Annotated in this window: 11 protein-coding genes; 3 read left to right on the top strand and 8 right to left on the bottom strand. The window is 64.2% G+C overall.

Annotated elements, in window-relative coordinates; translation table 11 throughout:
- The first annotated feature begins 109 nt into the window (after positions 1 to 109).
- Together FPZ08_RS06360 and FPZ08_RS06365 are read left to right on the top strand one after the other, a co-directional pair.
- Positions 110 to 1,711, top strand: a complete 1,602-nt coding sequence (locus FPZ08_RS06360; RefSeq protein ID WP_146289200.1) for a serine hydrolase — start codon at positions 110 to 112, stop codon at positions 1,709 to 1,711.
- Positions 1,712 to 1,784: 73 nt separating this feature from the next.
- The gene (locus tag FPZ08_RS06365; RefSeq protein ID WP_146289201.1) at positions 1,785 to 2,054 is read left to right on the top strand and encodes a hypothetical protein; all 270 of its coding nucleotides are present in this window, start codon (positions 1,785 to 1,787) and stop codon (positions 2,052 to 2,054) included.
- A gap of 327 nt (positions 2,055 to 2,381) precedes the next feature.
- On the opposite strand, the gene FPZ08_RS06370 is transcribed toward FPZ08_RS06365, so the two are convergent.
- Entirely contained in the window at positions 2,382 to 3,281 is a 900-nt protein-coding gene (locus FPZ08_RS06370; RefSeq protein ID WP_146289202.1) for a division plane positioning ATPase MipZ, read from the bottom strand.
- 277 nt (positions 3,282 to 3,558) lie between these two features.
- Between FPZ08_RS06370 and FPZ08_RS06375 the strand changes: the two genes are divergently transcribed.
- A complete protein-coding gene (locus tag FPZ08_RS06375) occupies positions 3,559 to 4,818 on the top strand; it encodes a porin family protein (protein ID WP_146289203.1) in 1,260 nt (419 codons plus the stop codon).
- A 43-nt stretch (positions 4,819 to 4,861) separates the two neighbouring features.
- Here the strand turns inward: FPZ08_RS06375 and FPZ08_RS06380 are convergent, their stop codons facing one another.
- The 7 genes from FPZ08_RS06380 to mgtE form a co-directional block, all read right to left on the bottom strand.
- A complete protein-coding gene (locus tag FPZ08_RS06380) occupies positions 4,862 to 5,698 on the bottom strand; it encodes a division plane positioning ATPase MipZ (protein ID WP_146289204.1) in 837 nt (278 codons plus the stop codon).
- A 99-nt stretch (positions 5,699 to 5,797) separates the two neighbouring features.
- Positions 5,798 to 7,918, bottom strand: coding sequence for an autotransporter family protein (locus FPZ08_RS06385; protein ID WP_186767230.1), 2,121 nt, complete (start codon positions 7,916 to 7,918; stop codon positions 5,798 to 5,800).
- A gap of 661 nt (positions 7,919 to 8,579) precedes the next feature.
- Positions 8,580 to 9,281: a DnaJ domain-containing protein gene (locus FPZ08_RS06390; RefSeq protein WP_146289206.1), complete on the bottom strand. Its 702-nt coding sequence runs from the start codon at positions 9,279 to 9,281 to the stop codon at positions 8,580 to 8,582.
- Positions 9,278 to 9,997 (bottom strand): VWA domain-containing protein, encoded by a 720-nt coding sequence (locus tag FPZ08_RS06395; protein ID WP_146289207.1) that lies wholly within the window; start codon positions 9,995 to 9,997, stop codon positions 9,278 to 9,280. The genes FPZ08_RS06390 and FPZ08_RS06395 overlap by 4 nt, the downstream gene beginning before the upstream one ends.
- Positions 9,998 to 10,219: 222 nt before the next feature.
- Entirely contained in the window at positions 10,220 to 10,645 is a 426-nt protein-coding gene (locus FPZ08_RS06400) for a DUF1489 family protein (protein WP_246132816.1), read from the bottom strand.
- On the bottom strand, positions 10,642 to 11,319 hold the full coding sequence (locus FPZ08_RS06405) for a glutathione S-transferase family protein (RefSeq protein WP_146289208.1): 678 nt from the start codon (positions 11,317 to 11,319) through the stop codon (positions 10,642 to 10,644). Before FPZ08_RS06405 ends, FPZ08_RS06400 begins: the two co-directional genes overlap by 4 nt.
- Positions 11,320 to 11,834: 515 nt before the next feature.
- Entirely contained in the window at positions 11,835 to 13,250 is a 1,416-nt protein-coding gene (mgtE, locus tag FPZ08_RS06410; RefSeq protein WP_146289209.1) for a magnesium transporter, read from the bottom strand.
- Positions 13,251 to 13,289: the final 39 nt, after the last annotated feature.

Here is a 13,289-nt window from a genome sequence, read left to right on the forward strand (position 1 = left end):
CTTCCTCCAATAATGGACTTTTCGGGAGCGTGGGGCTCACCCGGGATCATCCAGCCAGTTGTGTTGCGTACGGACGCAGAAGCGTCCGAGAGTAAAGTTGGAGTAACGGGTGGCTTCCCAGGCGAAAACCCCATGGCGCGTCGTGTTCGTTCGCGCCTTTGCCGCAGTTCTTGTCGCCCTCGCGGTCAGCGCCCATACGGTTGCGCCCGCCCAGGCCATCGAAAACCTGCGCAAATATGCCGGCATCGTGGTCGACGCCAAGTCGGGCCAGGTGATGTATGAGGAAGCCGCGGACAGCAAGCGCTATCCGGCCTCCGTCGCCAAGGTCATGACGCTCTACATCCTGTTCCAGGAGCTGAGCGCGGGCAATATCAAGCTCTCCACCAAGATGAGCGTCTCGGCCCATGCCGCGGCCGCCGTGCCCACCAAGCTGGGCCTGCGCGCCGGCGCCACCATCACGGTGGAAGACGCCATCAAGTCGCTGGTGACGCTGTCGGCCAATGACATGGCCCGCGTGATCGCCGAACATATTTCGGGCACCGAATCCAAATTCGCCGAGCGCATGACGGCCACCGCCCGGGCGCTAGGCATGCGCAACACCACCTATCGCAACGCTTCGGGCCTGCCCGATGGCGGCCAGCTCACCACGGTGCGCGACCAGGCCATACTGGGTATCGCCATCTACCAGCACTTCCCCAGCTATTACGAATTCTTCCAGACCAAGAGCTTCAGCTACGGCAAGTCCACCTATGGCAACCATAACCGCGTGCTCGGCTATATGGGCGCCGTGGACGGCATCAAGACCGGCTATATCAATGCGGCCGGTTCCAACCTGCTGACCGCCGCCCGCAAGGATGGCCGCCATATCGTCGTCGTCGCCTTCGGCTTCAACACCGCCGGCGCCCGCGACCAGAAGGTGCGCGATCTCGTGGCCACCTACCTGCCCAAGGGTCGCCGCGGCGACTATCTGCAGACCGCCATGATCCCGGTGCCGGGCCGCCAGGGCAATGTGCTGGTGGCCGTGGCCCAGCCCAGCCAACCGGTCTTCGTCATGCCCATGCCCCTGCCCGGCTTCCGCCTGGCGCAGCTCGTGGCCGCCAATGGCGCCCAGCCGCAGGCGCCGGCCGTCCAGCCCATGCCCGACGTGGTCGTGGCCAGCACCGCGCCGGTGCCCGCCCCCATGCCGGCCGACCTGGGCCTGCAGCCGGCCGTGCAGGCCGCCAATATTCTCGCCGCGCCCAGCCAGGCGCCGCAGCCCGCCTATCCCAGCCAGGACATTATCGGTGCCTGGCTCAGCGAAAGCTACAATCTCGGCGCGCCGCCGGCTGCCCTCGGCCAGACCGTGCCGTCGGCCCCGCTCGGCTTCCAGCCGCCGCCGGCCGATGTCGGCACGCAGCAGCAGGGTGGCCAGCCGGTTGACCTGCTGACCTCGGGCGCCGTGGACACTGCCGATGCCGGCGTGACGCCGGGCGGCTGGGTGGTGCAGATCGGCGCCGGCCCGTCGGAAGACGGCGCTCGCGCCATGCTGGCCGATGCCGCCGGCAAGGTCGGTACGCTGGGCGATTTCCGCTCCTATGTGGAGCGCTTCGAAAAGAACGGCCAGATCTTCTTCCGCGCCCGCTTTGTCGGCTTTGGCGGACGCGACGATGCCACGGCCATGTGCAACCAGCTCAAGCAGCAGAATCTGAGCTGCCTGGCGATGCAGAGCTGACGATAAGAACGAGCCGGCGCCACGGAGTGCCGGCCACGGGGAAGCAAATTGGTGCCTGTGTTGGAGTAGCCCAATGAGCGAAAATACTGCCCTTACCGAGCTGGCCAATTTCGTCGGCCGCTCCAGTCTCGCTTCGCCGGACATGGCCGTGCGCAACCGCGCCTTGGCCGGCATGACCCAGCGCATGCTGCCCCGCAAGCGCGGTGTCGGCGACCTGCTGGGCGTGGTGCTGGCCTTGTCATCCCGCACGCGGCGCATGGTGCAGGAGCCGGTGCGCATCGATCTCGACGTCTTCGCCCCCGGCGGCAAGCGCGCCGTGGATCTGATTTTCGGGGATCGCTAGGCCGCTTCCGCCGTAGCCCTCATGGTGAGCCTGTTCAGGTGCGCAAGTGCGCACCGGGAACCACGAGGGCGTGGCACGAACCTCCACTCGCCCAACCTCGTGGTTCGACAAGCTCCCTTTGGGGCTGGCGCTTCCCTTCTCCCCTCGTGGGAGAAGGTGCCCGAAGGGCGGATGAGGGGGCTTCGGAGTTTTCCGCTCGCTTTGAAGCATGGGATGACGCAGCCCCCTCACCCGGAAATCCGCTGGACGCGGATTTCCACCCTCTCCCACAAGGGGAGAGGGGAAGCCGGGGACTAGCTCACCGCCTATCCAGCAAACCCACCGACCTCAGGGATCGGTCTGCATCATGTGGATGAAGCGGCGGACGGCGTCGTCGTCGGGTGCTTCGCGCGCCTGGCGGGCGGCGATGATCTCGTTGGTGGGCAGATGCAGGGCCGCTACCAGATTGCGATATTCCTGCCGCGCGCTCATATGCGACATGGATGGCAGCCCGCCCAGCAGGTCATCATCCAAGGGATCGAACACCGTCATGCCTGATGGAAACAGCGAGCGGAAGATCACGCGCTCGGCAATGCCGTCGGCCACCCGGCAGCCCAGCCGCAGGGCGATGCGCTCCAGCATGGTCTGCACCTGCCGCATATTGCGCGATGACAGCATGGAAATGCGGTTCCGCACCAATATCCAGTCAATGGTCCTGCCGTCGATGGACAGGCGCTCGGAGCGGGCGCGCTGCACGAGGCGCGCATAATGGCTCATCTCGCGCGGCTCGCCGGTCACGGCGTCGAACTGCGCCATGACATTGAGGTCGATCAGGCTGTCATTGACCGGGGTCACCAGCGTATCGGCCAAGGAATGGGCCAGGCGGGTGAGATTGGTATCGAAGCCGGGCGTGTCGATGACAATGAAATCGGCATCATGCTCCACCTCGGCCACCGCCTGCCGGAACAGGTCGAACTCGGCGCGGTGGTTCTCCTTGACGGAGTCGCCGCGCGATAGTGGCAGGTGGAAATGGGTGGTGTGGGGAATGCGCAAGCCGCGATTGCGCGCCCAGTCGCGCCGGTTGCGCACATACCAGGTCAGCGTCTGCTGGCGGCTGTCCACATCGATGGACGCCACCTTGAAGCCCTCGTAGAGCAGGTAGATGGCCAGATGAAAGGCCGTGGTCGACTTGCCCGACCCGCCCTTCTCATTGCCCACCACAATGACATGCACGCCCTGCCGAGCCATCGCCCCACCCGTTTACGCCTGCGCGGGATTCTCGGGGCTCGGACGGGCACTGGCAAGGGTGCTTATGGTGAATAATTGTTAAAGGCTTAACGCGGGAATCCGGCTTTCACCATTGCCACACTGGGTCGAAATTAATATGAGAATCTGACTCATATATTCTTGAGTTACGCTCCGCAAGACACTGTTGCGCGATAAATCATGATAATCAGACTCAACTTTTGTGCCCCGGGGGTTCATGGGTCGGAGGTCAACTCCTTCCTATCTTGGGGCAATAATAATGCGACTACCGATCATCCTGATGGCAACGACGGCGCTTGCGCTGCCGGCTGCCGGCGCAGACCTGGGCGTGCTGAGCGCACTCGACGTCTGTGACGAACTGGGGCTCAGCGGCCTGACCATTTCCTCGGACACCAACTGCCTGCAGGTTTCCGCCGAGCTCTATTACGAGTTCCATTTCGGCGACTACAAGGGCGACCTGCCGGTGCTTGGCTCGGGCTATAGCGGCACGATCGACTGGACCGACGACGATGGCGGCGCCACCGACTGGGACAGCTGGGTCGACGCCTATCTGATCATGGTGGGCACCGCACCCAGCGATTTCGGCCCGGCCAAGGTCGCCATGGAACTCTATGGCTATGACTATGCCGAGGCGCAGAACGGCGTCGGCGTGCCGGAGCGGAGCCTGGGCTTCGATCATGCCTATATCTCCATTGGGGACAGCACCGTGCTGACGGCGGGCCTGGTGGAAGATTCCATCTTCAACGAGGATGACGACGAGGCCTTTGGCTGGCTCGAAAGCTTCATCTCGGACGAGACCGACGGCGTGGCCTTCGATGGCGGCGCCGGCAGCTATGGCACGGGCGACCACGCCATCCAACTGGTCCGCAATTTCGGCAACGGCCTGTCGGCCGGCATCGCGCTGGAAAGCCTCGATGACCAGGGTTCGCTGGTCGGCGTGGTCAATTATGGCAGCGAGCAACTGACGGCGCATGTCTCCGTGCTGGCCGGCGGCATTCTCGATGGCAGCTTCAATGACATCGCCTTGCATAGCGGGGTGACCGCGACATTCGACATCTTCAAGCTGCGTGGCGCCTTTGCCGCCAACAATAGCGGCTGGTGGAATGCGCTGGCCAGCGCCGAAGCCACGCTGGACATGTTCACCCTGGCCGGCACGATCGACGGCACGTCGGAGCGCGAACTGGGCCTGACGGGTGCGGCAACGGCCAAGCTCAATGACAGCTTCACCGTCAAGCTCGCGGCGCGCTATCTCGATGCCGACGTCAACCTGGCCAATGACGAGGGCACGGAACTGCGCGGCAGGGTGGAATATGCCGCCAGCGAAACCCTGACGCTGGCCGCCGAGGGTGGCTATCTGTGGACCGGGGCGGCAGCGCCCAGCGGGACGCAGACAATTGCCGATGGTCTGCTGGAACTGATCTGGACCCCAGGGGCCAATTTCGGATCGAGCATTGCCGTCGCCGGCAATTCGATCGGCGCCTACAAGGTGTCGTTCCTCGCCTCCCGCACCTACGACTAGGCGCTATGGGAGGGTGCCGCAGGCGGCGCCCTCCTGCCCCGGCTCAGGCCGAAAGGCGCTCCTGGTCGGCGCTGCGCAGCGGCAGGTTCAGGGCCGCAACGAGATTGCGGTATTCCTGCCGGGCGCTGACATGGGACACCGAGGCGGCCTCGCCCTCTTCGTCCAGCGGATCGAACACGGTGGTTCCCGAGGGAAACAGCGAGCGGAAGATGACGCGCTCGGCAATGCCATCGGCAATGCGGCAACCGAAACGGGTGGCGATGCCTTCGAGCGTGGTGTGAACCTGCCGCGCATTGCGCGAGGCCAGCATGGATATGCGGTTGCGCACCAGCACCCAGTCAATGGTTTCACCATCCACGCCCATGCGCTCGGAACGGGCGCGCTGCACGAGGCGGGCATAGTGGCTGGTTTCGACCGGCAGACCGGTTTGGGGATCGGTGCGCGCCAGCACGTTGATATCGATCAGGCTGTCATTGACCGGAGTCACCAGCGTATCGGCCAGCGAATGGGCCAGCCGGGTCAGGTTGGTGTCGAAACCGGGCGTATCGATGACCAGGAAATCGACGCTGTTCTCGACCTCGCCCACGGCGCGGCGGAAGACTTCGAATTCGGCCTTCTGGTTTTCCTTGACCGAGTCGCCCCAGGCCGACGGTAGGTGGAAATGCAGCGGATTGGGCAGGCTGCGCCCGGTTTCCTTGCAATGGGCGCGCCGGTTGCGGACGTAATGGGTCAGCGTCTGCTGGCGGCTGTCCACGTCGATGGTCGCGACGCGATGGCCGGCATAGAGCAGGTAGACGGCCAGGTGGAAGGCGGTGGTCGACTTGCCCGACCCGCCCTTCTCATTGCCCACTACAATGACATGCGCACCATCACGCGCCATCGCTGCCCCCAAATCAGTGCTTGCACCCTCTGGGGTGCTAGAGAGGGCCGCCATGGTTAACAGGTCATTAACAACACCATGCCAGCCAGGCACGATCGGTCAGAACCCGACCTTGATCCCCGCGGCGAGGCCATGGCTGGCTTCGCTGCCCGAAAAGGCGCCGTTATAGCTCAGGCTGGCCGTGATGGCGTCACTGGGGGCATAGTCGAGGCCGAGGCCGACAAGTAGCCGGTCGCGGTCACCTGCCGGGCCCAGGACCGTCGAGGCCGTGGGTGAACCGGCAAGCGTCAGGGTTTGCACCGGGGTGGTGTCGCCGAAGCGATGCTGCCAGAGCGCCCTGCCCTTGAGCGTCAGGCTCCCGCCATCGGCAAGCTGGCTGGTATGGGCAAGCTCCAGGCCCAGTCCGGTATCGAGCAGCCATGCGCCTGATGGATCGATGGTGGCATTGAGGGCGCCGGCGCCGGTCTCGGCCGCGCCGCCATGGCCGGACCAGCCGGTGGCCAGCGTGCCGATCGGGCTGACGGTCAGCGTCTCGCCCAGCGCAAAGCCGTAGCCGGCTTCGAGGTCGATACCGATGCTGTGGCTCCAATAGCCCGCAGTGGCCGTGTCGGTGATGGCGCCGACAACAATGTCGCGGCTGGTCGCCACATGGGTTGCGCCATAGGCAAGGCTGCCCGAGAGGGCGAGCGCGCCATTGGTCCAGCTGCCATAGGCGCCGAGATAGCCGCCATTGCCGCTCATGGTCGAGGCGCGAGCCGCGACCGTGCCGGCCGAATTGAGATAACCGGCGCCAATTCCGAACCCGGCATCGCCACCGGCCAGTTGCGCTTCGCCCTCATAGCCGGCGGCAAGGCCGGCGGCAGACCAGTCGAGTGCCGCCGCGTTGCCGTCGGCGGCAACATTGCCCCGGCCGGCGAGCGGCTTGAGCCACATCCAGTGCCGAGCGGGCGAATGCTCCAGATCGTGGATGGCGCCGAGGCCGGCATTGGTGGCCGGCTGGGCGGCATAGGCCAGCGGGATGAACTGGCCGCCATTGCCAGCGGGAGCATTGCCGCCGAGGCCGGACTGGAAGAGCGCGAAGGTCGCGTCGATCACATGCTGGCCGGACGCGTGGATTTCGCCCGAGGCGCTGTCATAGGCCGTGCGGGCGTCGGCAGCGGACAGGCCCAGTATCTGCCGATAGATCGGGCTCGATAGACCAAAGTCATCGAGGGCACTGGCAGCGCTCGTCTGATTCTGCGTGGCCGCCACATCGACGAGCTGGACGCCGTTGCGCAGCATGGTCAGCTCGATATCGTTGCCGGTGCCCCCGGCATGATCGAGACTGGCATCGAAGAAAGCGAGCGTGTTGTCGAGCGTGAACAGGCCCGTGACCGCATCGACACCGTCATTGTCGATGATGCGATAGGTTTCGATATTCTGCCAGTTGCCAGCACCGGGCAGCGCCATAACGCGCAAGGTTGCGCCGGTGATATCGACCGGGCCATTGACCAGCACCTGGTCGGAAACTCCGTTCTCGGCGATCTCCATCTCCAGCACACCATGGTTGGCATAGGGGCCATTGACGACCTGCGTGCCGATCGAATTGCCGGGCGTATGGATGCCGCCGCTGGCGACAGTCAGGCCACCAAACGTTCCGGTGCCGGCCAGTGTGCCAGCATTGACTGTGAAGGCCTCGGTGGTGGCGCCGGAGAAATTCCATGTTCCGCTATCGACGGCAAAGGTCTGGAAACTGCGGAACTGTGTCCGGGCCGGGCCGAGGCTCCCGATGCGGTCGAGATCGAAGTCCTCCATGCCCGCCCCGCCAAAGGCCAGCGTGTTACCGCTGCCGGTGCCACCAATTACATCACCTAGGATCACGTAACCGGGCTGTAGCTCAACCCGGTTACCGCTGTCCTCCAGCACGATCGCCTGTGCGCCGGCCGTTGAAACCTCGCCCGCGATATTGACCGTGTTTTGTCCGTTCAACAAAACGATGCCAGCGCGCGATCCGCTCGTCACGATGGAACCCGAGACAGCGACGGAATTGTTTCCACCTACCATGTAGATGCCCAAACCAAGGTCCGTTTCGATCGAGCCGGAAAGCGTCACTGTGTTATTGGTGCCAAGTGTGTAGACGGCGATAGAGTCTTCACCCAGGGTTTCGATCAGGCCGGAAAGCGTTGCGGTATTGTTTCCGCCTCCCAGGAATATGCCATAGACGCTCTGTCCGGAAGTCATGATCGAGCCGGATAGTGCTATAATATTGTTTCCGCCGGAGACAACAATACTACTTTCAGCGACCGCACCCCCGATAAGGCTCAAGAAACCGTCCACATTTACTGTATTCCCGCTTCCAAAGATTTCTATATTCCGCTTGTTCATGCTTGCGAGCGTTACCGCGCTGCCCACGGTGAACGTGCTGCCGCTGCTTGAAAGCAAGAACATCACGGACAGCGGGAGGGAACCGAGTACGGTAAAGGGATCGTCCCCACCGATCGTAAGTGATCGGGTGAGAATCATCGCTGAATCGATGCCGACAGTGGTGCCGGGCGGCAGAACGATGCCGGAAGAAACCGTGCCACCGTCTCCGGCGTCAATCACGCATTGCCGGAGGCTGCCCGCGCCGGAATTATTGGTGTTGATGAAGCTGCAATCCTGCGCAAGCGCCGCGGATAGGGGCAGCGTGGCAAAACCGGCCAGCGCCAGCGGCACCAGGGCCGTGACGGCAAGCAGGGTTCGCGTGCAGGCCGCGATGGCAGCGGATCCATGGCCCGATCTTCCAGACGCGTCGCTTCTGCCAATACCCATGTCGCTCCCCCAGACTCTTTCGGCCCCCCCTCTACCAAAACAATGTTGCGTCACTGTTCGGTCGGGCGAAAAGCCGGGCAAAGGCAGCTATTTACGGGTGTTTGAGCAACAGATCGCGGGCGGCGTTGATCTTGGAGGCGAGGTAGCTCGAGCCGCCGTGATCGGGGTGGACGCCCTTCATCAGCTCGCGATGCGCGGCGCGGATATCGTCGTCACTGGCACCGGGCTTGAGCCCGAGCACGGCATAGGCCTCGGCCACGGGATCGCCGGCCGGCTCGTTTCGCGGGGTTTCGCCGCTATCCTGAGCGGCAAAGTATTCGCGCCAGCCGGCGCGGTTGGCATCGAGCCAGCTTTCGAGCAGGCTCATGCTGTCGGCATCGCCCTCGACTTCGGCCAGCAGTAGGCGCGTTTCGATCTCGCCGAGATCCATGAGATCGGCCCCGGCATATTGGCCGGCCACGACATTGCCGGTGACCTGCCCGGTATCGTGATCGAGCTCCATGGAGAAATAATAGCTGCGCACGGACGAGACATTGCCCTTGTCCACCGAGGCCGCATCGAAGGAGAACGGCCCCAACCGCCCCATGCGCAGCACCTGCACGGCGCCGGCCCCGACAAAGAGGGCAATGTCGAAGCGCCGCACCAGCAGCAGGAGCGCCGCAATCAACGCCAGCAGGCCACCCACGCCCCAGCGCAAGCCCTTCATCAGAAGGCGGCGATCCATCTTGCGGAGATATTGATAGAGCGCGGCAAGGGCGAGCAGGACGGCACCGCCGAGGAAGAACCAGCTCATCTCGGCAATTGCGCCAGCAGCGCCTGCGCCGGGCCGCTGCCCTGCAGCTTGAGCAGGGCCCTGCCCCCGCTGGCATAGGCCGCCACCGCCTTGAGCAGGGCCGCCAGCTCCTGCGGGGCGGAAGCGTCGAACCTTGCATAGGCGCCCTTGGTGAGGCGCGCGAATTCGCGGAAGGCGGCCTCGACGCTGGAGTCGCGGCCCTCCTGGAACACGAAGATCGGGCAATTCAACAGGCCGAGCTGGCCGGCTTTCTCGGAAAGATCGTCCACATTTTCCTCGATGGCATCGCCGACATAGACCACCGCATTGATGCGACGCTTGGCGTGTTCGGCGCGGGCATGGGCGAAAACCTTGCCGATCTGGGTATTGCCACCCCGGCAATCGATGCCGGTCATCAGCCGGGCCAGGGCCGTGGCATCCACCACCCATTTGGAGGCCCGGCATTCGCCGAAGCCGCGGAAATACAGCAATTGCACCTGGAGGGCGCTGTCTTTCGGGATCGCCTTGAACATTTCGGCCTGCAGCGAACAGGCCAGGTCCCAGGTGGGTTGGCGGCTCATCGTGGCATCGAGCGCGAAAAGCAGCCGGCCATCCTGCGCCGCATTGGGCCGCGCCATGGTGCCGACCTTCTGGACGAAGGCGGCAATATCGCTGCTGACCTTGCCCTGTTGGGGCAGGCCGCCGGTTTTTCGGGCAATCGGGTCTTTGTCCGCCATGAGTGCAATATGTGGGCCGGCGGGCGGTTGGGCAAGGGTGGTGAAGGTCGCATGCCAACGTTCGGCGCGTGGGCCCACCCCCACCCTCATTCCCTCCCCACAAGGGGGAGGGAAGCTCGGCCGGTGGCTAGGGATGTATCGGACGAAACCCGGAATGCGGTCATGCGCCTCCCTCCCCCTTGTGGGGAGGGATCAAGGGTGGGGGTTGGGCGCCCCGATGCCTCAGATCAACCCCAGCTTGGCCAGGTCGGCCGCGAGCGCCAGCGATTCCGCATTTTCGTTGGCGCCGACATCGGGTGGCGCATCTTCGGGGCGCAGGTAGCGCCAGCCCTGGAAGGGGCGCTTGGGATAGGGCAAGGTGCGGACCATGTCGGGCGCCATGATGATATCGCAATAGTCGATACCCTCGGCATTGGTGTAGCGGGCCAGCCGCAGGATGGGCTGCCGGCACACCACCTGCCCCGCGATGACCCAATAGATGGAAGCCTTGCCCTCCATTTCGGCGGCGCGCTTGGGCATCATGCGGGTGCGGTGGACATGCACGTCCTCGCCGTAATCGGCATCCCACCAATGGGCGCGTTCGTCGCGGTAGGATTCGAGTTCGGCGAGGCTGGACACGCCCACGCACAGCTTGATCATGTGAATCATGCCAGTGTCCCCGGCTTGACGCGGCCTTGGATGACGTCGATTTCGTCCTCATCCACGATCCAGGGCTCGTGCAGGGCCATGCCCAGCCAGTCCTGGAAGGCCGGAAGCGCGTAGATGGCTTCGACATAGCCTGCCGCCATATCGGAAACCGGCAGGTCATAGGTGCGCAGGCGGGTCGCCACGGGTGCAAACATGGCGTCGGCAGCGGTGAAGGCGCCGAACAGGAACGGGCCGCCCGAACGGGCCAGCAGGCTACCCCACAGGGTTTCGAGACGATGCAGGTCTTTGGCCACCGCGTCCACGCTGACCTTGCCGGGATGGGAAGCGCGCAGGTTCATCGGCGCATGGCTGCGCAGGGCGGTGAAGGCGGAGTGCATTTCGGCCGCGGCGGCACGGGCCAGCGCGCGCTCGCCGATATTGGCGGGCCAGATGGCTTTGTCGGGAAAGCGGTCGGCCAGGTATTCGATGATGGCAATGGTCTCGACCACGGTCAGCTCGCCATCCTGCAGGACCGGCACCTTGCCGGTGGGCGAGCGCCGAGCCAGCACATCGCGAAAACCCTCGCCCTGCAATTGCAGCACTTCATCCTCGAATGGGATGTCGAAATGCCTGAGCACCAGCCAGGGCCGCAGCGACCAGGTGGAATAGTTGCGATTGCCGATCAAGAGCTTCAAAAGCCGCCTCCTGCACAGAAAGAAGGGCGCCCCAGTGGCCCGGGCGCCCTTCCGAATTGCCGTTAGTGAAGAACTCTAGCGTTTCAAACTAAACGCCAGCAACGACGGAGAAAACCAGTCCCATTGAGAGCAGGCAGACCAGGGTCCAGGTCGCTGCTCGCCACAGTGTGGCGGTGGTCTTCGGTTGACTTCGCATGATCGCTCCTTGTCAGCCGTTCACTCCGGATGTCGGTGGTGTGGTCCACCTGCCGCAGCCGGTAGCAAATCGTTAACCCCGTCATAAATGCTTTGCAAGCGGCGAAGTTGCCACACTCCACAGGCTCGCGGGGTGGTTGGTTAAGGGGCGGAAAGCGGGATTGGGGGCATTTTAGGCATGGTGCCACGCCCCCGTGGTTCGAGGGTCGCTACGCTCCCGCCTCACCATGAGGGCTACTGGCAGCGCTGAGTTCAAAGTAGCCCTCATGGTGAGGTGCGCTTCTTCAGCGCCTCGAACCACGAGGGCGTGGCGCCGAGCCTCAAAATAACCCGAACCACAGGCCCGCAATGCCCAGGAAGGCGAAAAAGCCGACCATGTCGGTGATCGTGGTGACGAACACCGCCGAGGCGATGGCCGGGTCGGCCTTGAACCTGTCGAGCAGGATGGGGATCAGGATGCCCGCCGTGCCGGCCACGACCAGGTTGATGACCATGGCCAGCGCGATGACGACGCCCAGTTGCGGATCGTTGAAGCGCAGCCAGGTGACCAGCCCGATCAATATGGCGAAGATGACACCATTGGCGCAGCCAACCACCATTTCACGGGTGATGAGCCGGCGCAGGCGCGGCCCGTCCAGTTCGCGCATGGCCAGCGCCCGCACGGTCACCGTCATGGTCTGTGTGCCGGCATTGCCACCCATGGAAGCAACGATGGGCATCAGCACCGCCAAGGCCACCATCTGGTCGATCGTGGCGCCGAACAGGCCGATCACGAAGGACACCGCCACCGCGGTGACCAGATTGACGGCCAGCCAGGGCGCGCGGCTGCGCACCGTATCGACTGTGGCATCGGAAATATCCTCGTCGCCCACGCCGGCCAGCAGCTTGATATCCTCGTCGGCCTCCTCGTGGATCACGTCCACGATGTCGTCGATGGTCAGCACGCCGACCAGTCTTTTGCTTTCATCGATGACGCCGACTTCGACAAGGTCGTAGCGCTCGAAATCGCGGGCCGCCTCTTCCTGGTCCTCATTGGCATCGACCAGCACCAGATTGGTGTTCATAAGCGCTTCGATGGAGGTGGCGCGGCGGGCGCGCAGGAACTTGTCGAGCGGCAGCGTGCCGAGCACTTGGTAGGAGGCGTCGACCACATAGATCTGGTAGAATTCGTCCGGCAGGTCGGGCTCGCTGCGCAGATAGTCGATGGTCTGGCCCACCGTCCAGAAGGGCGGAATGGCGATGAAATCGGTCTGCATCCGCCGACCGGCGGAATCCTCGGGGAAATCAAGGCTGCGCTTGAGGCTGAGCCGCTCGAAGGTGGGGAGCTTGGCGAGGACCTCATCGCGGTCCTCTTGCTCCATGTCCTCGAGGATGGCCACGGCGTCGTCATTGTCGAGACCGCTGACGCCGCGGGCGATTTCCGCATTGGGCAATTCGTCCATTAGCTCGACGCGGACGCTCTCGTCCACCTCGGTCAGCGCCGAATAGTCGAAGCGGTCGCCCAGCAGCCGCACCAGATGCAGGCGCTCGTCGGCATCGAGGGATTCCAGCACGTCGCCGACATCGGAGGTGTGCAAAGGTTCCATCACCGTGGCGACATCGTCATCCCGCGCCGCAGCCAAATAGGCGCGCAGGCGTTCAAGCCACAGCGGACTGATGTGGTCATCGGCGTCGCGCAGCACATTGTAGTCGATCCCGGCCTCGGGGCCGGGCATGGTCTCGGGATCTGTGCTCATTGGAGGCCCTTTGTGTGTCCGGGGTTTCGGGGGCACCCG

The sequence above is a fragment of the Devosia ginsengisoli genome, from assembly GCF_007859655.1.
Taxonomy (GTDB): Bacteria; Pseudomonadota; Alphaproteobacteria; order Rhizobiales; family Devosiaceae; genus Devosia; species Devosia ginsengisoli.

Coding starts and splice junctions, on each gene's coding strand:
- mgtE (WP_146289209.1), bottom strand. CDS start 13,250: ATGAGCACAGATCCCGAGACCATGCCCGGCCCCGAGGCCGGGATCGAC.
- FPZ08_RS06390 (WP_146289206.1), bottom strand. CDS start 9,281: ATGAGCTGGTTCTTCCTCGGCGGTGCCGTCCTGCTCGCCCTTGCCGCG.
- FPZ08_RS06375 (WP_146289203.1), top strand. CDS start 3,559: ATGCGACTACCGATCATCCTGATGGCAACGACGGCGCTTGCGCTGCCG.
- FPZ08_RS06380 (WP_146289204.1), bottom strand. CDS start 5,698: ATGGCGCGTGATGGTGCGCATGTCATTGTAGTGGGCAATGAGAAGGGC.
- FPZ08_RS06365 (WP_146289201.1), top strand. CDS start 1,785: ATGAGCGAAAATACTGCCCTTACCGAGCTGGCCAATTTCGTCGGCCGC.
- FPZ08_RS06385 (WP_186767230.1), bottom strand. CDS start 7,918: ATGACTTCCGGACAGAGCGTCTATGGCATATTCCTGGGAGGCGGAAAC.
- FPZ08_RS06370 (WP_146289202.1), bottom strand. CDS start 3,281: ATGGCTCGGCAGGGCGTGCATGTCATTGTGGTGGGCAATGAGAAGGGC.
- FPZ08_RS06395 (WP_146289207.1), bottom strand. CDS start 9,997: ATGGCGGACAAAGACCCGATTGCCCGAAAAACCGGCGGCCTGCCCCAA.
- FPZ08_RS06400 (WP_246132816.1), bottom strand. CDS start 10,645: ATGATTCACATGATCAAGCTGTGCGTGGGCGTGTCCAGCCTCGCCGAA.